We start from the raw sequence: 20,406 nt of genomic DNA, 5'->3' as shown, positions 1-20,406 counted from the left end.
AATTATGCACCGTAAAACATTTAACAAAAAATAAAATTACTAATAAAATGAACAAATTTTTTTTAATAGTCATAGCTGTATTATTTGCATCATGTAAAGAGCAAAAAAAAGAGGTTAGTGTTACTGAAACTGAACCTAAACAAGAAACTACAGTAGTAGAAAAAAAATATCCTGAAAATCTTGTAAAAGTATTTGACGCTCATGGTGGATTAAACAACTGGAAACAAATGCAGTTTTTAGAGTTTACAATGCCAAAACCAGAGGGTGATGAAGTTACTACAACCAATTTGTATACAAGAAAATCTTTAATTAAAACCCCAAGTCATGCTATTGGTTTTGATGGTGAAAATGTATGGTTACAAAAAGAAGAAGAAACAGAATTTAAAGGATATAGCCCAAAATTTTATTACAACTTAATGTTTTATTTTTATGCAATGCCTTTTGTTTTAGCTGATGATGGTATTGTGTATGGTGAAGCAAAACCTTTAGAGTTTGAAGGAAAAACCTATCCAGGAATTAGTATTTCGTATAATTCTGGCGTGGGTGAGTCTCCAGAAGATGAATATGTACTATACTACAACCCTGAAACTTATAAGATGGAATGGTTAGGTTACACCGTAACATTTTTTACACAAGAAAAAGAACAACAATTACATTTTAGACGTTACAGTGAGTGGCAAACGGTAAATGGTTTATTATTGCCAGCAAATAGCATTCGTTATAATTATGAAAATAATTTACCAACAACTATACACAGTGAAAATAAGTTTATAAATGTAAAAGTTTCAAGAAAAAAACCGGCAGATGCGTTATTTGAAAAACCAACTAATGCTGAAATAGTTACAGAATAAGTTTTAATAATAATTAAAAAAAAAGCGGTTAATCAAATGTGTTGATTAACCGCTTTCTTTTTATCTATTTTTCAAGTTTTTTTGAATACCGTTTCCAGAGTTTAGTTTGGTGGGTTTCTAAACTAATACCGCGTCCATCAATAAAAGCGTGTGAAATTTTATTTGTTTTCATATCTAGGGCATCACCTTCTGATATAAAAAGCGTAGCGCTTTTTCCGTTTTCTAAAGACCCATAATTATCATCAATACCTAAAATTTTAGCAGCGTTAAGTGTTATAAGTTGTAGTGCTTGTGCTTTGGTTAAACCATGAGCTACCGTTGTTCCTGCATAAAACGGCAGGTTTCGGGTGTTCATACGTTCCATATCTCCGCTGGTTTCTAAAGCAACAGTTAAGCCAGCATCAGTTAAAATTTTAGCTAATTTAAAAGGTAAATCGTAATCATTATCATCTAAATTAGGTAAAGAGTGCACACGCCTTAAAACTATAGGAACGTTATGTTTTTTTAGTAAATCTATTGTGTTTTCAGCCTGATAACCACCAACAATAACTATGTTTTGTAGTTTGTGCTTTTGGGTGAAATTTATAGCATCAATAATACCTTTTTCTTCATCAACATGAATAAATAGTTTTTTTGAACCATTAAAAAGATCACTTAAAGCTTCAAAAGGCAAATGTGAGGTAGTTTTGTTGCCGTTTAAATAGGCTTTAGCATTGTTAAAGTATTCATCAATTTTTAAAGTTTGTGTTTTGTATTCTTTGTTTTGAGAAACAACACCACGGCGTTGTTTAAAGTTTTGTGGCCAGTTTAAATGTACGGCATCATCAACTTTAACAGCAGCATCTTCCCAGTTCCAAGCATCAAATTGAACAACAGAAGATGTACCTGTAAGTCGTGCTCCACGAGGTGTTATTTGCCCTAAAAGTACACCGTTAGGTCTCATAGATTCTACAACTCTAGATTCCGCGTTATAAGCAATTAAGCTTCTAATGTTGGGGTTCCAATTACCTATTTCTGCATCGTCATCAGAAGCTCTTACGGCATCAATTTCAACTAAACCAAGAGTTGAATTAGGAACTATAAAGCCCGGGTAAACATGTTTGCCTTTAGCATTTATAATTTCGCCTTTTCGTGCAATTTTTGTTAAAGCACTGCCAACGTATGTTATTTTGCCTTTTTCAAACATAATTAAGGCGTTTTCAATAACCTTACCGTTGCCTAAATGAGCAGTTGCACCTTCAATAGTTATGGCTTTGTTTTGTTTTGGGGCTGGTGTTTGTTGAGCAAAACCAATAAATATGCTGAGTATAAATATGTATGTTATTATTTTTTTCATAGTAAATTATATTTCTTTATCAATAGAATCGCAGTGTAAAAGCTCTTTGGTTTTCTTTTTAATAGCTTGTGTTTTTAAGCCTTTGTTTTTAGCTTTTAGCATTAAGTTGATAAGTGTGTTTTTTTCTAATTTTATGGCTTCTCGCATTTTTTTATCGCGCTCAATATCAAAATAAGTAACACCTTCAATTATAGTTTTTTCGGCTTTAGCGTAAACAGATAAAGGGTTGTGAGACCACAAAACTACATCGGCATCTTTACCAATTTTTATACTGCCTACACGGTCATCAATATGTAGTAATTTGGCAGGGTTTAAGGTTACAAATTTCCAAGCATCTTCATCACTAACGTTACCATATTTTATGCTTTTAGCGGCTTCTTGGTTTAAGCGACGCGACATTTCAGCATCATCACTGTTAATAGCTACCGTTACTCCTGCATTGTGCATTATGCTTGCATTGTACGGTATAGCATCGTTTACTTCGTATTTATAGGCCCACCAATCACTAAATGTAGAGCCGCCAACACCGTGTTCTGCCATTTTATCGGCTACTTTATAACCTTCTAAAATATGTGTGAATGTGTTAATGTTGAAGTTAAATTTTTCGGCAACCTTCATAAGCATATTAATTTCGCTTTGTACATATGAATGACATGAAATAAAACGTTCTTTATTTAAAATTTCAGCAATAACGTCAAGTTCAATATCCTTTTTGTATGGCTTTCCGCTTTTCTTCAAATCATCATAAGCTTTTGCTCTTGTAAAATAATCAATATACAATTGCTCAACACCCATACGCGATTGTGGGAAGCGTGAGTAACTGCTCCAATTTGATTGTTTTACGTTTTCACCTAAGGCAAATTTGATAAATTTAGGCGTATTGCTGTAAATTAAATTATCGGCAGATTCACCCCATTTTAATTTAATAATTGCTGAACGGCCACCAATAGGGTTTGCTGAACCATGTAAAATTTGGATAGATGTTACACCGCCAGCAAGATTGCGGTAAATATTAGTATCGGTTTCATCAATTACATCTTCAATTGTTACCTCGGCTGATGAGTTTTGTCCGCCCTCATTAACTGATGCTGTTGCAATATGCGAATGTTCATCAATAATTCCAGCAGTTAAATGTTTGCCAGTAGCATTAATAACTTTGGCTTTACCAGCAGTTAAATCTTTACCAATGTTTGCAATTTTACCGTCTTTAATTAAAACATCGGTGTTTTGTAAAATACCTTCGGCTTCTCCCGTCCAAACGGTAGCATTTTTAAACAGTAGCGTTTCAGCTTCAGGTAACTTAGTAAAACCAAAGGCTTTATTAGGATAAGTAACAGAAAAAAATGTGTTATTATTTTCTTCATTATCGGTTTCTTTTTTTGAATCATCATCATCATCTTCCTTTGATGATTTTACATTAAAAGGTAATATGTCTCCGTTTGGAAGAATAGATTTTCCTGTTAGCGTATTGGTGTCATCAACTTTAGCAACAATTCTAATAAATTCTTGTTTTGTAGTATCAATGGTTGTAAACGAAATATTTACCCAATCATCTTTATAATTTATTTTAGAGCCTAACGTATGCGAACCCGTTGTTATTTTGGTTTTAGGTTTACTTAGTTTACCAGAAACAACCATTTTATAAGGCTGATTATCAATATTGAAGGCATAGGTTCCTGAAATGTTTTTGGTGTTTAAACTTTCAAAAACTGTTTTTTGGCCTTGTACCCAGTTTTCATAAAGGGTGGTTTCTTTATCAAAAATATCACCAGAAGTAATTAAAAAGTTAGCTAAACATCCGTTTTTTAAAGAACCAATACTGGTATTTTTATTTAATATTTGAGCAGGAATAGTGGTTAAAGCTGCTAAAGCTTTCTCTTTAGAAAGGCCTGCTTCAATGGCTTTTATAATTTTAGATTTCAGTTCTTTTACAGATTTTAGTTTGAAAGCCGTAAAAGCAAAATCAATGTTATTATCTGCTAAAATTTTTGGGTTATGCGGCTTTTGGTTCCATGCGCGCATATCTTCTAATGATAATGAAGCGGTTGCAAATGGGTCTTCCACATCATACGCATCAGGAAAGTTTAATGGTAAAATAATTTTAGCATTTGTGGCTTTAATATCGTTAATACGCTCATATTCATCGCCGCCACCAAGAATAACATATTGTATGCCGTAAGCATCGCCAATTTTGTCTGCACGCATTATATTTGCTCTACTACCTGCTTCAAAAAACTGAATTAAATTTTTGTTTGTATTTAAAGCTTCAAGTGATAAATCTTTGGTGCTAATATTACCTTTAGCATACCAATCTGCATCAATGTATAATTGTTTTAATAGTGCTATACTGCCCATGATAGAGCCAGGGTAATATTGTGATGAAGTTACACTTTTTTTAAACGATAAATAGTGTCCAGATGTTTCATTTATAATACGTTGTTCATTACCATTTGTGTTGTTTAGGGCAATTAATGCTCCGGTACCACGCACAATACCATCATGTATATGTGTGTTTACAACACCAAAACCAGCTTTAAGTAATTGGGTAGCTTCTTTTTTGTTGTAATTAAAATTGTTTATGGCATTGTTTTCGGGCATAACGTGGTCATTCCAGTAATAGCCAGTACGCGATGGGTTATACTGTGCTGAATGTGATTTTGATGCAGAGGCTTGAGGTTTTTCAATACCAAAATCAGAATAAATATCAATAAAAGACGGGTAAATACTTTTGCCATTTAAATCTATAACAATTGAATTTTTTGGAATGTTAACCAATTTACTAGCGTTTACCACTTTACCATCTTTAATTAAAAGCGTGCCTTTTTCTATAATTTGGGTAGGCGTTACGTAAATTTTAGCATTGGTTAATGCTGTGTAGTTAGTGTTTTGGGTTTTTACACCATCATTTTTAGGGAAATAGTCTTGAGCGTTTATTGTACACACAAAAAGTATGGCAATAAACCAAAGGTAGTTTTTAAGCATAAATAATATTTATTTTGGCGTTAAATTAGTTAATTTAAGAATTTATTAAAAAATTCTTAACACATTTTAACTTGTAGTAATAATTATTCATTAAAGTAATTAACCAAAAGCGCCACAACATAGCTATAACTTTGCATGCCTTTGCTTTGGTTATTAGCCTTTAAGTAACCACTGTAAAAGGTTTTAAAAAAAGGTTCTATAGGGTTTTCATGCGCTTCCCAAAAAAGTTTTACCTCTTCGTAATGTTTTAAAATACCTTTATTAACAGTTTTAGTAATATCTTTAAAAAGTATTTCATCACGTTTGTAAATTTCGTTTAAGCAATAGCGTAAGCCAAAGGCGTAACCACAGTATTTAAAATACACGTCATCATTATAAATAGATGCCAAACAACCAATAAAATTAGCCTCATTTTCGGCAGCATAGCCCAATTGATGCGCCATTTCATGGGCAGAAGTTGTAGGGAATTTTATACTAGGTATTAACCCATCAACCTGCGCTTCATTGGTTAAAGGGTTTAAATAGCCACTAAAACCCATATAAGTTAACGGGTAACTAAATAACGATTTTTTTATACTCTTTGGGTGGTATTCCAAATGCGGAAATGTGTTTTTTAAATTATCATATCCATTAGGCACCATTTTAAAAATATCACTTTTACTATAAGGCATTTTTACTTTAACAGTGTCATTTTTGGTAATTTCAAAATGCAATTTATTAGACTTTGCAATCAGTTTATGTGCAACCGCTATTAACTGTTCAGTAGAATATTCACTACTTAAATTTAAGTTTTTATGCAGTGGTAAACGGTAATAATTTAAGCCCCAAAATAAGTGAAACGCAAAATACAGTAGGGCACAAGCCGCAGCAACATCAATAATCCAATTTTTGGTATCCTTTAAAATGCGTTTCCGGTTAATTATAACCCACCTTAAAACATATAAAATACCCAAGCCGTAAACAAAATCGCCAAACGAAAACGGTAACCAACCCAACACAAACCTAAATAGTTTAGCAATATAAATATACAGGCCATTGCTGTAAAAATTTTCAATAAAAACAGGGTTTTTAGAAGCCCATAACACCAGTAAATATTGCGGTATTAAACTAAGTGCAAGCAGTAATTTTTTATTTTTCAGCATAGTTTCAAAAATAATAAAATTTAGTACGGCAGCATAGTGCAAGTTAATAAAGGTTTCTACCTGCTTTCCGTTATATCTTTTTTTTCGTGCCTCAAAAAAAGGATGCCACTACAATCAGGAGTAGCTGCAAAAAAAGTGCCTACTTGTAAAGGCTACATTTACTACTAAACAGTATCTTTGTGAAACTTGAATTAAATATTATGAACGCAGAAATAAGACAATTAGAACCCAAACAACTCTGGAATAAATTTGCCGATTTAAACGCAGTACCTCGCCCTTCAAAAAAAGAAGAACGCGTTATTGCCTTTATGAAACAATTTGGAGAAAATTTAGGTTTAGAAACTCAAGTTGATAAAGTTGGTAACGTTATTATTAAAAAACCAGCAACAACTGGAATGGAGCAAAGAACAACAGTGGTTATGCAGTCTCATTTAGATATGGTGCACCAAAAAAACAACAATACTGTTTTTGATTTTGATACCCAAGGTATAGACATGTTTATTGAAGGCGATTGGGTAAAAGCAAAAGGCACAACCTTAGGCGCAGATAATGGTTTAGGCGTTGCCACTATAATGGCAATTTTAGAAAGTACAGATATAGCACACCCAGCAATAGAGGCCCTTTTTACCATAGACGAAGAAACTGGAATGACAGGTGCCATGGGGCTTGAAGGCGGACTTTTAAAAGGCGGAATTCTTTTGAATTTAGATACCGAAGAAGATGACGAAATTGGTGTGGGGTGTGCAGGTGGCGTAGATGTAACAGCCACAAGAACATACAAAGAAGAAGAAACACCAGAATTTAAAATAGGATTTTCTATTGAAGTAAAAGGGCTTCAAGGAGGGCATTCTGGTATGCAAATTCATGAAGGTTTAGGTAATGCTAACAAAATTATGAATCGCTTACTTTTTGATGGTTTTGAAAACTATGGTTTACGTATTTCTGAAATTAATGGCGGTGGTTTACGTAATGCTATACCACGAGAAAGTAAAGCTATTGTAGCTATTGATGCTATTCATGAAGATGCTTTTTTACTTGAAATGGCAATGCTTTCAAACACCATAAAAAAAGAATTTAAAACTACAGAGCCCGATTTAGATGTTGTTATTTCAAAAACTGAAACACCCAAATTAATAATGGATTTAGGCGTGCAAGAGGGCGTAACAAGAGCTTTATATGCTGCTTTAAACGGTGTGTACCGCATGAGTGCTGATATTCCAGATTTGGTTGAAACCTCTAATAATTTAGCACGTGTGCATATTAAAGCTGGTAATATAAAAATTGCCTGTTTAACACGTAGCTCAGTTGAAAGTGCAAAATTAGATTTGGCAAATACACTACGTGCCACTTTTGAACTTACAGGTTGTGAAGTTGAATTATCAGGTGATTATCCGGGTTGGACACCTAATATGGATTCTGCAATTTTAAAAGTAATGACTAAGTTGTATGAAGATTTAAATGGCGAAAAACCACACGTGGCGGCTTGTCATGCAGGTTTAGAGTGTGGTATTTTAGGTCAAAATTATCCTGAAATGGATATGATTAGTTTTGGCCCAAACATTAAAGGCGCACACTCACCCGATGAACGTGCGCAAATTTCTTCGGTTAAAAAATACTGGAAATTTGTTTTAGAAATTTTGAAAAACATTCCAGAAGCTTAAAAAAGCTAGCTTAATAATTTACAAAAAAACTGCCACGCTAAATTCACAATAACAATTATAGTGGCAGTTTTTTTTATTAAACTACTGAAGTTTTAAAATATTTTCGTTTTAACCAAAAAGACACTTTTACAAGTAAAATTAAAGCGGGTACTTCAACTAAAGGACCAATAACACCAGTAAATGCTTGTCCGGAATTTAAACCAAATACAGCAATTGCAACAGCAATGGCCAATTCAAAATTATTACCAGCAGCGGTAAAAGCAACAGCCGCAGTTTTTGTATAATTTGCGCCCACACTTTTGGTAAAAAAGAAGCCCACAATAAACATTATTATAAAGTATATTAGTAGCGGAACTGCTATAATTAAAACATCCATTGGTATTTCAACAATAAGTTCGCCTTTTAACGAAAACATTACCACTATGGTAAATAATAATGCTATAAGCGTTAGCGGTGAAATGGTAGGTATAAATGTGTTGTTATACCATGTTTCACCTTTCAGTTTAACTAAAAACACACGACTTAAAATGCCCATTAAAAATGGTAAGCCTAAATATATCAGCACACTTTCTGCAATGGTAGCTATTGAAATATCAACTATGGCACCTTCAAAACCAAAAATAGGTGGTAGTTTTGTAATGAATAACCACGCATAAAAACTATAACCAAACACCTGAAAAATACTGTTTAAAGCTACTAAACCAGCACCGTATTCACTGCTGCCTTCAGCTAAATCATTCCAAACTAAAACCATTGCAATACATCTGGCTAAACCAATTAAAATAAGGCCAACCATATAATCTGGATGATCTTGTAAACAGGTAATGGCTAATACAAACATTAATATAGGGCCAATAATCCAATTTAAAATTAATGAGGTTAATAGTATTTTTACATTTTTAAACACTTTAGGTAAAAGGCTGTAATTAACTTTTGCCAGTGGAGGATACATCATTACTATTAAGCCTATAGCAATGGGAATATTAGTTGAACCAGAGCTCATGGAGTTTATAACGTTTGGAAGTGATGGTATAAAATACCCAAGCGCCACACCTATGGCCATGGCTAAAAATATCCAAAGGGTTAAATTTCTATCTAAAAAACTTAATTTTTTCATGCTTCTATTGTTTTATCGTAATAATGCGATTAATGTTTTCAAATTTTTTTTAACAACATTGGTTGCTATTATTTATATCTTGATTTAAAAATGCACCTAAAACAGTTTTCATATTTTTCCAAGTATCTTCGTTTATACAATAACAAACGCTTGTACCTTCAATGCTGCCTTTTATTAAACCAAGATTTTTTAGCTCTTTTAAATGTTGTGAAATAGTGGGTTGTGCTAAACCAATTTCGTTTACTAAATCTCCGCAATAACAACTGTTTATTTTGAATAAATGTTCTAAAATAGCCACACGTGCCGGATGCGCAAAGGCCTTGGCTAAAAGTGCAATGTCATTTTGAGAGTTGGTAAATATTTCAGACTTAGTTAAACCCATTATTTATTTTTATATTGCAATATTACGATTAATAAAGCTTGCTTCAAAATTTTTATAAAAAAAACGCCTATTTTTTATAGGCGTTTTTTAATGTGTTTTTATAAAAAACTCTTTTTAATTTGGTTAACAAGTTTTGTTCCATCAGGATCAGCTTGTGTTTTCAATGAGCATAAATCTTCTGCCCATTTTGAAGTTCTTATACGTAATGGAGGGTTTTCATTTTGTGCTACATCTAAAACCACTTTAGCAACTTCATTTCCTGTTTGGTAAGTTTGCTCTTTACTTTCCTTAGCACGTTGTTGGTTTCCGGCTAAATATTTTTCAAAAATAGGAGCATATTCACCTGTAGCTAATGCACCATTTACAGCTGTTTTTTCTACAGCCGAGGTCATAAACTCTGTAGCAATGCCACCTGGTTCAACATTTGTGATTTTAATATTAAAACCGTCTGAAACATAAGTTGATAGTGCCTCCATATATCCCTCAACAGCAAATTTTGCTCCACAATATAACTCATTAAAAGGCTGACCAACTAAACCACCAACAGATGTAATGTTAATTATTTGTCCGTTTCTAGCTTTGCGCATATGAGGCAAAACAGCTTGGGTACAAAACACAACACCGTGATAGTTAACATTTGTTACCCAATTAATTTCTGTTTCAGAGGCTTGTTCTGTAGTTTTTGCAAAACCAGCACCCGCATTATTTAAAAGAATATCTATTTTATTATCTTTGTTTATAATGTAATTTACAGCGCTTTTTATTGATGCAGTATCTGTAACATCAAGTTGAAGAATTTCAATATTTAAGTTATCACCTTCAATAGCTTCTTTTAATTTTGTAGCCTTTTCTAAATTTCTCATACTGGCATATACCTTATAATTATTTTTGGCAAATAGTAATGCGCTTTCAAAGCCAACGCCAGTTGATGTACCTGTAATTAAAATGTTTTTTTTCATAATTTTGAATTTTACGGAACGAATGTTCGTTCCAAATTTTGTTTAAATTTTTTTTAAGACTTTATGGCGTCCCATACCATTTGTAATTGATTTTTTATAGATTGCATATGTGATTTTTTTGAACCAAAATACCACCTAAGGTATGATAGTATAGCACCGCCTAAATACATTAGGAGTTCATAGGTATCTATATTTTTTATAATATTATCATTTTTGCCCTTATTTAGTAAATTTAAAACGGGCATCATTGATTCTGTACCAAGGTTTCTGCTTTCTTCAGTAATAATAGGAGAGGCCTGTAACTGCTCCATAAACTTGAAATACATTGGGTTTTCTATAAAAAAGTTTATAGTTGTTAAATAATAATTATCAAACTGAATTTTAATGGGCTTGTTATTATTAAATGGTTGTATTATTAATTTTTCTTCTTCTTTAATTTTTATATAAATGAAGTTTATTAAAGTTTCTTTATTAGGGAAATAATTATAGATAGTACCCATGCCAGTTTTAGCTTCTTTAGCAATAGCAGACATTGGAGTATTGTGAACTCCTTGTTCTGTAAGTAGTTTTAAAGCTGCGTTTACTATGCTATCTTTTTTTGTCATGAGGCAAATATAATATGTTTTTGGAATAAATATTCCAAAACAAATGTTAAAAAAAGAGACTACTTTGTTTTAGTCTCTTTTTTTAAATGATTTATTTAGATAAATTTTCTATGTTTTGAAGTTTGTTTTTTAATTCTTCAACTTTTTCAGGATGCTGTTCAGCAAGGTTATTTTGTTCACTTGGGTCTTTACTTAAATCAAAAAGTTGTTCTTGTGTTGTTAAACCACTTTCAATTTTTTTATCTTCGGTAATCCATGTGCCTTTGTTTTTTGATGGTTTAATGTATTTCCAGTTTCCTTGCCTAAGTGCTAGTGTATAGCCTTCTAAAATTACCTCTTGTCTTCCAGCGTCTGTTTTACCTAGTAATGCATCTAAATAATTTTTAGAATCTAAAATTGATGCTTCAGGTGTTTGGTTTGTTAAGGCTGCAAAAGAGCTGTAAAAATCTACTTGATTCATTAAAGCGTTAGAAACTTTTGGTGTTACTTTTTCTGGCCAATGTACAATTGTGGGTACCCTTGTGCCGGCTTCATAAACACTGTATTTGCCGCCTCTATAAATACCTGTGGGTTTATGATTACCCAATTTTTCAACTGCATCATCTTCATAGCCATCATTTAAAACAGGGCCATTATCACTAGTAAAAATAATCATGGTATTATTAGCAATACCTTCTGCTTCTAAAGATTTTACAATTTCACCAACAACATAATCTACCTGTACAATAGCATCACCTCTTGGGCCCATATTTGTTTTTCCTTGGAAGTTTTTATGAGGTAAACGTGGCACATGAATGTCATGAAATGCATAGTATAAAAAGAAGGGGTGTTGTTTGTTGTTTTTTATAAAGTTATTGGCTTTATCGGTTAATTTGTATGGGAATTCTTCATCAGTCCATTCTGCAGATTTTCCGCCTTTCATCCAACCAATTCTACTTATACCATTTATAATGGTTTTGTTATGTTGGTCGTCGGCTACTTGTCGTCTTAATTCAGGGTTTTCATAGCCTGTTGGTCTGTTACCAATTTTTTCAGTGTAGCTTACCTCTAACGGATCGTTTTCATTTAAATTCACAATATTTCCATTTTCCATATAAACCGAAGGAACTCTATCACCGGTTGAAGGTAAAAGAAAACTGTAATCAAAACCAATGTCATTGGGGCCAGGTTTAACGGTAGTATTCCAATTTACATTGCCATTACCTAAGCCAAGGTGCCATTTACCAATAACGGCTGTTTTGTAGCCTGCTTTTTTTAGCATTTTAGGTAACGTAGGCTGCTCTGTACTTATAATTAGCGGTGCATCACCTTTTAAAACGGCCGCTTTTCTTCTAAAAGCATAATTACCAGTAAGCATTGCATAACGTGATGGTGTACAAGTAGCTGTGGCACTGTGGGCATCAGTAAATTTTACGCCATTATTGGCTAATTTATCAATGTTTGGTGTATTAACACCCGTGGCACCGTAACAACTTAAATCGCCATATCCTAAGTCATCAACATAAAAAATAATAATGTTTGGGTTAGCGTTTGAAGTTTGTTTTAAAGCTTCTTTTTCAGATGTTTTTGTATTGTTTTTACACGAAAACGTAATTGCCAAAATAGCAAAAAAGAATAGTTTTTTCATAAGAATAGTTTAGATACACAAATCTAAAGAATTTTGAATTTATGAAGTTTAAATATGAATGTAAATTTATATTTAAAACTAAAAACTTAAGGTACTGGATCATGGCCTGATCCGCCCCATGGGTGGCAACTAAAAATACGTTTTATTGCAAGCCAACCACCTTTTAAAAGCCCGTGTTTTTTTAAGGCTTCTTTACTGTATTGTGAACAGGTTGGGTGATACCTGCACGTAGCAGGTGTTAATGGTGAAATAAATGTTTGATATATTTTTATTAAAAACAGAAATGGTGCTATGAGTATTTTTTTAATCATTTTAAATTTCTGATATGTAAATACTTATATAACATCATTATAAGCGCATGTAAGAAGGCTAATATTTTTCTGAATTTTAGAAAATTTATTGTTTTATATCTTTCTAAATAACAAAATATTAGAAATTAGTTAACCGAAAACGTTGTGCCATCTTTACCATCTTTAAGTACAATACCAACGCTTGCTAATTCATCTCTAATTTTATCAGAAAGGGCAAAATCTTTATTTGCTCTGGCTTCTTGCCTTAGTTTTATTAAAACATCTACAGCACCAGCTAATTTATCGCCACCAGCGGCTGTTTGGGCATCTTTTAAAAGCCCTAAAACATCAAAAGCAAAAGTGTTCAAACTGTTTGATAATAGTGTAATATCATCAGCAGTTAGGGTTGCACTACCATCTTTAACTAGGTTTATATATTTAACAGCTTCAAATAAATTAGCTATTAAAATTGGTGTGTTAAAATCGTCATTCATGGCATCATAACATTTTTGAAGCCATTCATTTATATTTAATGTTGATGAAGCAGAAGCTTTAAGCAATGGTATTAATGCCATTGCTTCCATAAGTCTGTTATAGCCTTTTTCGCTGGCAAGTAAACCTGCATCGGTTAAATCTAACACACTGCGGTATGACGATTGCGCCATAAAAAACCGAATAACGCTAGGTGAGTAGGCTTTACTCATTTTATCATTATTACCTGAAAGCAATTCATGCGGATTTATGGTGTTACCTGTGGTTTTAGACATGCGTTGCCCGTTTAATTCAAGCATATTAGCGTGCATCCAATAATTTACAGGCGATTTGCCTAGAGCAGCTTCATTTTGAGCTATTTCACACTCGTGGTGCGGAAATTTTAAATCCATACCACCACCATGAATGTCAAACGTTTCACCTAAATATTTTGTACTCATTGCAGTACACTCTAAGTGCCAACCTGGGAAACCATCGCCCCAAGGAGAAGGCCAACGCATTATATGTTGTGGTTCGGCTTTTTTCCAAAGCGCAAAATCTTGTGGGTTCTTTTTATCTGATTGCCCGTCAAGTTCGCGGGTGTTGTGAATTAAGTCTTCTAACTTACGTTTACTTAGTTTTCCGTATTCGTTAGATTCATCAAATTTATGCACATCAAAATAGACTGAGCCATTTATTACATAAGCAAAACCGTTGTCTATTATTTTAGAAATTAACTCAATCTGCTCAATAATATGGCCTGTTGCAGTAGGTTCAATGCTTGGTGGTAAAAAGTTTAGTGTACTTAATACGTTATGAAAATCTACGGTGTAGCGTTGCACTACTTCCATAGGTTCAATTTGTTCTAAACGTGCTTTTTTTGTTATTTTATCTTCACCAACATCGGCATCATTTTCTAAATGTCCTGCATCAGTTATGTTTCTTACATAGCGTACTTTGTAACCCAAATGCTTTAGGTATCTAAAAATCACATCAAAAGACATAAAAGTTCTAACATTACCCAGGTGTACATTGCTATACACTGTTGGGCCACAAACGTACATGCCTACGTGTCCTTCATTTATAGGTTTAAAAACTTCTTTTTGTCCAGTAATTGAATTATAAATTTTTATCTCCTGATTTTTGTAAAGTTGCATGGTTGCTGATGTGCTTTGGTTGTTGATTGCTAGAAATTATCCCTTAAAACTTAGTATCTAATTTTATATAATCTAAAAACTCTTTTCTGGTAGCCATGTCTTTGAATTTACCACCAAACTCTGATGTTACAGTGCTACTTTCAATATCTCTAATACCTCTAGAGTTTACGCATAGGTGTTTAGCATCAATAACACAAGCTACATCTTTGGTGTTTAATACTTGTTGTAATTCTTTTACAATTTGAATGGTTAAACGCTCTTGTACTTGAGGGCGTTTTGCGTAGTAGTCTACAATACGATTCATTTTTGATAAACCAACAACTGTACCGTTTGAAATGTATGCTACGTGTGCTCTACCAACTATTGGTAACAAATGGTGCTCGCAGGTTGAGTAAACGGTAATATTTTTTTCAACTAGCATTTCACCGTATTTGTATTTATTATCAAAAGTTGATGCGCTTGGTTTTTTACTAGGGTTTAGCCCTCCAAAAATTTCGTTTACAAACATTTTAGCCACACGGTTTGGTGTGCCTCTAAGGCTGTCATCTGTAAGGTCTAAACCTAAGGTTTCCATTATATGGCGAACATCATCTTTTATAATGTCTATTTTTTCTTCATTAGTTAATTTGAAGGCATCACTACGCATAGGTGTGTCTTGCGATGTACCAATGTGCTCATCTCCTAAAGCATCAAAATCATCTAAATTACTTTCCAATTTCATGTGTCTAAAACTTTTGTTTTTACGGTTGAAAAACGTAAAAAATAAACTTTGGAGTGCAAAGATACGTTTTTCGGTTATTTAACTAATATTATTAACAATTAATTGTAATTTATTGCTAATGCTTGTTTTGGTCTGTTTAATTAGGGAATCATTACAAAAAAGAAAAGCCTGAGGGGGCTATTCTCCTCAAGCTTTTAACACTCAAAAAAGTTATTAAGTGGTTATATGTTAAAACTTAATGATATTGTTACGTTAGAATCTTTTCTGTCTCGTGTTGCTATTGGGGCGTTACCAAAATCTAAATTATACAGTGTGTTAATGTAAGATCTTTCAAAATAATCGTAGGTTACATCTAGTTTTGTATTGCCAAAATTATAGCCTAAACCAAGTGAGTAACCATTTAAATCGCCTACTGTAAAACCATCTTTATATGGGCTTTCTTCAAAACGGTAACCGCCTCTAAAGCTAAATTGTTTGTGTTTGTATTCGCCTCCAAATCTGTAAGTAGAAGCATCAGTAAATGTATTGCTTATATTTTCGTTTAAAACCTGGTAGAAATCATCATTTTCAGGTCTAAATTCGGTGTTGCTAAAATCTTTTCTAGAGTAATCAAAACTAATTAAACCTTTGTTACCAAATACATAGGCTAAACTTCCTGTAACTTTTGAAGGTGTTTTTAGTTTATATTGAGGGTAAATGTTTATTATTTGCGGATTTATACCAACAAAATCATTAGCACCATCGGTACCTAAATATTGTGAAGTTTCTTCTTCAATAGTATACCAAGTAGGAGAATCATACGTTAAACCAACTCTAAATTCATCAGTAACTTTCATGATACCACCAAGTTGAAATGAAAAACCATTACCTCTTGTGGTTAAATTATTTTCAAATTCAACAAAATTAACTGTTGAACCTACATTATTATTTTCTTCAAAAAGTAATGTAGAACGTTGATAATCTATAAAGTGAGAATTTAAATTTAAACCTAAATACAAGTTGTCTTCATACTGTGTAGCTACGTTAAAAGAGACTTTGCCGTTGTAACCAGTGGCAGCATAAGTGTAGTCATGTTGAAAATCACCGGCAGCTATATTTGATGTGTAATTAGTATTTGCATCGTCGTTTTCTTCAGGTTCTAATATAAAACTTTCATAACCCAAAAAAGCTTGTTGATGGGGGAAGCCAAAAGAAGTACCAATATCTAAATAGGCATCAGCTAAAGATTCTCCATCAAAAGCTGAAATTTCATCTAATCTTAAACCTTGGGCAAAATCATAAAAATAACTAGCAATAGAATTACTAAAATCAGGATCAACAACAGTATTTAAACCTTGCGCATACCAATTATTTTCATGATTTGCTGTACGTTCATAAGCCACGGCTAATGAAAATTTACGCCATGGCGAGTTATTGTTGCTGGCAAATACAAATGCAGCACCTGCTTGGTTAATATCAAAGTTTGTATCATCAGTTCTACCAGTGCCACCAAAATAATCTGTTTTATTTTTAGTGTTAAGGCTTGCTCCTGTAATGGAAGCATGACTTCGGCTAAAAACAGCAGAACTTGCTGGGTTTATACTTACCGCACTCATGTCTCCACCTAAGGCGCCAAAAGCGCCACTTAAGGCTCTAAAACGCGCTGTTCCTTGAATTTCGTCTTGAGAATATCGAAGCGCATCGGTTAAATCTTGACCGTAAACTGCAGACATAGATAGCAAGCCTATGCAAAGTAATTGTAACTTTTTCATATGTGATATTTATTTTTTTTTTAAACTGAAATTTTATCGTCTTCTTCCTCCGCTAGATGAGCTTCTACCACCACTTCTGCTACTAGATGATGAACTAGATGTTGTTGATCTTGAGCTTGAACTTCGGCTAGACGAACCGTAAGAAGAACTTCTTCCACTTGAAGATGAATTACCATAATTTCTTGTAGGATATGAACTTCTAGATGAATTATTGTTGTAGTTTCTAGTAGGTTGTTGGTAACTAGAACTTCTTCTATTATATGGTGTTGATGACCTAGTAGTAGAGTTTGATGATGGTGTTCTATTTACCGTTGTACCTCTACTTTGTGTGCTAGAATATCTATTAGTTCCGCTGTATCTTCTAGCAGAATTGTAATTGTTTGTAGCACTTCTATTATTACTGCTACTAATTCTAGATGTTGTACCTCGTCTGTTATACGTTGAAGCTCTGCTAGAGGTGCTAGAAACACTGCTACGGCGAGCTGTATTATATTTTGATGTTGTACTTGTTGCACGTCTAGAAGTGTAGTTTCTACTACTTAAACCACTTCTTGAGCTTTTATTGTAGTAGCTGCCTCTGCGGCTAGAGTTGTATGCGTAACCGCGGTTGCTGTAATATCTGTTATTACCATAATAACCGCCATAATATCTGTTCGGGTAGTTTCTCCATGAGTTGTATGCCCAACCACCGTAAAAACCACCATAAAAGCCACCTCCCCAGAAAGGATCATAGTAGCCCCAGTTATTCCAACCCCAATTCCAGTCGTTCCATCCCCAATAGGTGTTCCAACCCCAATTGTTCCATCCCCATCTAGAGTAAGGTCTGTTCCAGCCCCAACCAAAACCAGCATTCCAACCCCAGTTATTCCAACCGTTGTCAATATAGTTTATGGTTACATTGTTAGGGTTTTGCCCCCAACCAGCATGTCCTTGGTAATCATTGTAAATAGTGTCGTTTACCGCGTAATCATCAGTATAATAACCATCAATATCAGTAAAAATAGCGTCGTTTTGTAATGTGTTTTCGTATTCTAAAGATTTGTTTCTAAAGTAGTTTTTATAATAATTACTTCTGTTATCATCGGGCACTTCGTTAACTGCTTGTGTAGGGGTATTGGCTACTTGTACGGTAGATGTGCCGTAAATACCATCATCGTCAACACCAACGTATTGATAAGACCCACATGATACAATACCAAACATTAAACCAATTAAGGCTAAGAATGATACATTTTGTTTTGTATAGTTATAAAAGTGCATATCTCTAGAATTTTTATTGTTGAACATAACAAAAATAGTTAGTTTTGCTGAACTATTTTTTTATTTAACATAATCACAATATTTGTGCCAAAACATTTATATGAGTAAAAAACTTACCAGTAGAGCAGAAGATTATTCCAAATGGTATAACGAATTGGTTGTAAAAGCAGATTTAGCTGAGAATTCGGCAGTTAGAGGTTGTATGGTTATAAAACCTTACGGTTACGCCATCTGGGAAAAAATGCAGGCAGAATTAGATAGAATGTTTAAAGAAACAGGGCATCAAAACGCATATTTTCCACTTTTTGTTCCTAAAAGTTTATTTGAAGCTGAAGAAAAAAATGCCGAAGGGTTTGCAAAAGAATGTGCTGTAGTAACACATTATAGATTACAAAATGACCCAGATAAACCAGGTAAGTTACGAGTAGATCCTGAAGCAAAGTTAGAAGAAGAATTAGTTGTAAGGCCAACCAGTGAAGCCATAATTTGGAATACATACAGAAATTGGATTCAATCTTACCGAGATTTACCAATTTTAGTAAACCAATGGGCAAACGTAGTACGTTGGGAAATGCGTACACGCTTATTTTTGCGTACAGCAGAGTTTTTATGGCAAGAAGGCCACACAGCACATGCAACAAAACAAGAAGCCTTAGATGAAACTAAGCAAATGAATAACGTGTATGCCAACTTTGTTGAGAATTTCATGGCAATACCAGTAGTACAAGGCGTAAAAACTGAAAGCGAACGTTTTGCTGGAGCCGATGAAACGTATTGTATTGAGGCTTTAATGCAAGACGGAAAAGCACTTCAAGCAGGAACATCGCACTTTTTAGGCCAAAATTTTGCCAAAGCTTTTGATGTTAAATATGCAAACAAAGAAGGTAAGCAAGATTACGTATGGGCAACTTCTTGGGGTGTTTCAACACGCTTAATGGGCGCACTAATTATGACACATAGTGATGATAATGGTTTGGTTTTACCACCAAATTTAGCACCTTATCAAGTTGTAATTGTTCCTATATATAAAAATGAAGAGCAATTTGAAGCCATTAGTAAAGTAGCAGAAGATATAATTAGTGATTTAAGAGAACGCAATATATCTGTTAAGTTTGATAAACGTGATACTTTAAGACCAGGCGCTAAATTTGCACAGCATGAGTTACAAGGTGTACCTTTAAGAATAGCTATTGGTCCAAAAGATTTAGAAGAAGGTACAGTTGAAGTAGCGCGTAGAGATACCTTAACCAAACAAACCGTTATTTTAGACAGAATAAATGTTGTAATTGAAGATTTATTAGAAGATATACAACAAAGTTTGTTTAATAAAGCCTTAGCATACCGAAATGAGCATATAACCAAGGTTGAAACTTTTGATGAATTTAAAAATGTTTTAGAAAGCAAAGGCGGATTTATATCGGCACATTGGGATGGAACACCTGAAACTGAAGACAAAATAAAAGAATTAACAAAAGCAACAATTAGATGTGTTCCTTTAGAAAACACTGAAGAATCAGGTAGTTGTGTATATTCAGGAGCGCCTTCAAAAGGTAGGGTTTTATTTGCAAAAGCATATTAATTTAAATTTTTTTGAAAAAAAATTAAATAAGTGTTGCAGCATTCAAAATTAGTAGTATCTTTGCATCCGCAATCACGAATTGCTCAGTTCATAAAAACACTGAAATAACCTAAATGGCCCGTTCGTCTATCGGCTAGGACGCCAGGTTTTCATCCTGGTAAGAGGGGTTCGATTCCCCTACGGGCTACAATTTTTTACTAAAGAAAAAACAAAATGGCAAATCACAAGTCAGCATTAAAAAGAATAAGAAGTAACGAAGCTAAACGCGTGTTAAATAGATATCAACACAAAACTACACGTAATGCTATTAAAAAGTTACGTGAGCTTACTGATAAGAAAGAAGCTGAGGCTTTATTTCCTCAAGTTGTTTCTATGTTAGATAAATTAGCTAAGAAAAATATTATACACAATAATAAAGCGGCTAACCTTAAATCTGGTTTAGCTAAGCATGTTGCTGCATTATAGTAGTACAACGATTTTATAAAAAAAGCCTTTCTGAAAAGAAAGGCTTTTTT

General features: G+C 33.5%; 17 protein-coding genes and 1 tRNA gene. 5 read left to right on the top strand and 13 right to left on the bottom strand.

Annotation, left to right across the window (positions count from 1 at the left end; translation table 11 throughout):
• The first annotated feature begins 47 nt into the window (after positions 1 to 47).
• The gene (locus ACXAG4_RS07285; protein ID WP_475295425.1) at positions 48 to 851 is read left to right on the top strand and encodes a DUF6503 family protein; all 804 of its coding nucleotides are present in this window, start codon (positions 48 to 50) and stop codon (positions 849 to 851) included.
• A gap of 64 nt (positions 852 to 915) precedes the next feature.
• On the opposite strand, the gene ACXAG4_RS07280 is transcribed toward ACXAG4_RS07285, so the two are convergent.
• The 3 genes from ACXAG4_RS07280 to ACXAG4_RS07270 all read right to left on the bottom strand — a co-directional run bounded on the left by ACXAG4_RS07280 (position 916) and on the right by ACXAG4_RS07270 (position 6,311).
• Entirely contained in the window at positions 916 to 2,187 is a 1,272-nt protein-coding gene (locus ACXAG4_RS07280; protein ID WP_475295424.1) for an amidohydrolase family protein, read from the bottom strand.
• Between the two features lie 6 nt (positions 2,188 to 2,193).
• Positions 2,194 to 5,169, bottom strand: a complete 2,976-nt coding sequence (locus ACXAG4_RS07275; protein WP_475295423.1) for an amidohydrolase family protein — start codon at positions 5,167 to 5,169, stop codon at positions 2,194 to 2,196.
• A gap of 83 nt (positions 5,170 to 5,252) precedes the next feature.
• The gene (locus ACXAG4_RS07270) at positions 5,253 to 6,311 is read right to left on the bottom strand and encodes a DUF3810 domain-containing protein (RefSeq protein ID WP_475295422.1); all 1,059 of its coding nucleotides are present in this window, start codon (positions 6,309 to 6,311) and stop codon (positions 5,253 to 5,255) included.
• A 200-nt stretch (positions 6,312 to 6,511) separates the two neighbouring features.
• Between ACXAG4_RS07270 and ACXAG4_RS07265 the strand changes: the two genes are divergently transcribed.
• Positions 6,512 to 7,972, top strand: coding sequence for an aminoacyl-histidine dipeptidase (locus ACXAG4_RS07265; protein ID WP_475295421.1), 1,461 nt, complete (start codon positions 6,512 to 6,514; stop codon positions 7,970 to 7,972).
• Between the two features lie 76 nt (positions 7,973 to 8,048).
• On the opposite strand, the gene arsB is transcribed toward ACXAG4_RS07265, so the two are convergent.
• The 10 genes from arsB to ACXAG4_RS07215 all read right to left on the bottom strand — a co-directional run bounded on the left by arsB (position 8,049) and on the right by ACXAG4_RS07215 (position 18,339).
• Positions 8,049 to 9,089 carry an ACR3 family arsenite efflux transporter gene (arsB, locus tag ACXAG4_RS07260; RefSeq protein WP_475295420.1) on the bottom strand — a complete coding sequence of 347 codons (1,041 nt, stop codon included), beginning with the start codon at positions 9,087 to 9,089 and terminating at the stop codon, positions 8,049 to 8,051.
• Positions 9,090 to 9,138: 49 nt separating this feature from the next.
• Positions 9,139 to 9,471 carry an ArsR/SmtB family transcription factor gene (locus tag ACXAG4_RS07255; RefSeq protein WP_475295419.1) on the bottom strand — a complete coding sequence of 111 codons (333 nt, stop codon included), beginning with the start codon at positions 9,469 to 9,471 and terminating at the stop codon, positions 9,139 to 9,141.
• A 98-nt stretch (positions 9,472 to 9,569) separates the two neighbouring features.
• Complete coding sequence (locus tag ACXAG4_RS07250) at positions 9,570 to 10,430, bottom strand: SDR family oxidoreductase (protein WP_475295418.1); 861 nt, start codon at positions 10,428 to 10,430, stop codon at positions 9,570 to 9,572.
• A gap of 53 nt (positions 10,431 to 10,483) precedes the next feature.
• Positions 10,484 to 11,035 carry a TetR/AcrR family transcriptional regulator gene (locus ACXAG4_RS07245; RefSeq protein WP_475295417.1) on the bottom strand — a complete coding sequence of 184 codons (552 nt, stop codon included), beginning with the start codon at positions 11,033 to 11,035 and terminating at the stop codon, positions 10,484 to 10,486.
• Between the two features lie 91 nt (positions 11,036 to 11,126).
• Positions 11,127 to 12,662, bottom strand: a complete 1,536-nt coding sequence (locus tag ACXAG4_RS07240) for a sulfatase family protein (protein WP_475295416.1) — start codon at positions 12,660 to 12,662, stop codon at positions 11,127 to 11,129.
• An 86-nt stretch (positions 12,663 to 12,748) separates the two neighbouring features.
• Complete coding sequence (yidD, locus tag ACXAG4_RS07235; protein WP_475295415.1) at positions 12,749 to 12,973, bottom strand: membrane protein insertion efficiency factor YidD; 225 nt, start codon at positions 12,971 to 12,973, stop codon at positions 12,749 to 12,751.
• A gap of 125 nt (positions 12,974 to 13,098) precedes the next feature.
• Positions 13,099 to 14,580 (bottom strand): cysteine--tRNA ligase, encoded by a 1,482-nt coding sequence (gene cysS, locus ACXAG4_RS07230; protein WP_475295414.1) that lies wholly within the window; start codon positions 14,578 to 14,580, stop codon positions 13,099 to 13,101.
• 43 nt (positions 14,581 to 14,623) lie between these two features.
• On the bottom strand, positions 14,624 to 15,301 hold the full coding sequence (gene folE / locus ACXAG4_RS07225) for a GTP cyclohydrolase I FolE (RefSeq protein WP_475295413.1): 678 nt from the start codon (positions 15,299 to 15,301) through the stop codon (positions 14,624 to 14,626).
• A 221-nt stretch (positions 15,302 to 15,522) separates the two neighbouring features.
• Positions 15,523 to 17,052 carry an OmpP1/FadL family transporter gene (locus ACXAG4_RS07220; RefSeq protein WP_475295412.1) on the bottom strand — a complete coding sequence of 510 codons (1,530 nt, stop codon included), beginning with the start codon at positions 17,050 to 17,052 and terminating at the stop codon, positions 15,523 to 15,525.
• Positions 17,053 to 17,085: 33 nt separating this feature from the next.
• Positions 17,086 to 18,339: a hypothetical protein gene (locus ACXAG4_RS07215; protein ID WP_475295411.1), complete on the bottom strand. Its 1,254-nt coding sequence runs from the start codon at positions 18,337 to 18,339 to the stop codon at positions 17,086 to 17,088.
• Positions 18,340 to 18,412: 73 nt separating this feature from the next.
• Between ACXAG4_RS07215 and proS the strand changes: the two genes are divergently transcribed.
• From proS to rpsT, 3 genes are all read left to right on the top strand, one after another.
• Entirely contained in the window at positions 18,413 to 19,891 is a 1,479-nt protein-coding gene (proS, locus tag ACXAG4_RS07210) for a proline--tRNA ligase (RefSeq protein WP_475295410.1), read from the top strand.
• Between the two features lie 115 nt (positions 19,892 to 20,006).
• A tRNA-Glu gene (locus ACXAG4_RS07205) sits at positions 20,007 to 20,078 on the top strand.
• A 26-nt stretch (positions 20,079 to 20,104) separates the two neighbouring features.
• Entirely contained in the window at positions 20,105 to 20,356 is a 252-nt protein-coding gene (gene rpsT / locus ACXAG4_RS07200) for a 30S ribosomal protein S20 (protein WP_475295409.1), read from the top strand.
• Positions 20,357 to 20,406: the final 50 nt, after the last annotated feature.

Source organism: Seonamhaeicola sp. ABD4_175 (assembly GCF_056160885.1).
This window is presented reverse-complemented; position numbering and strand designations above follow the sequence as displayed.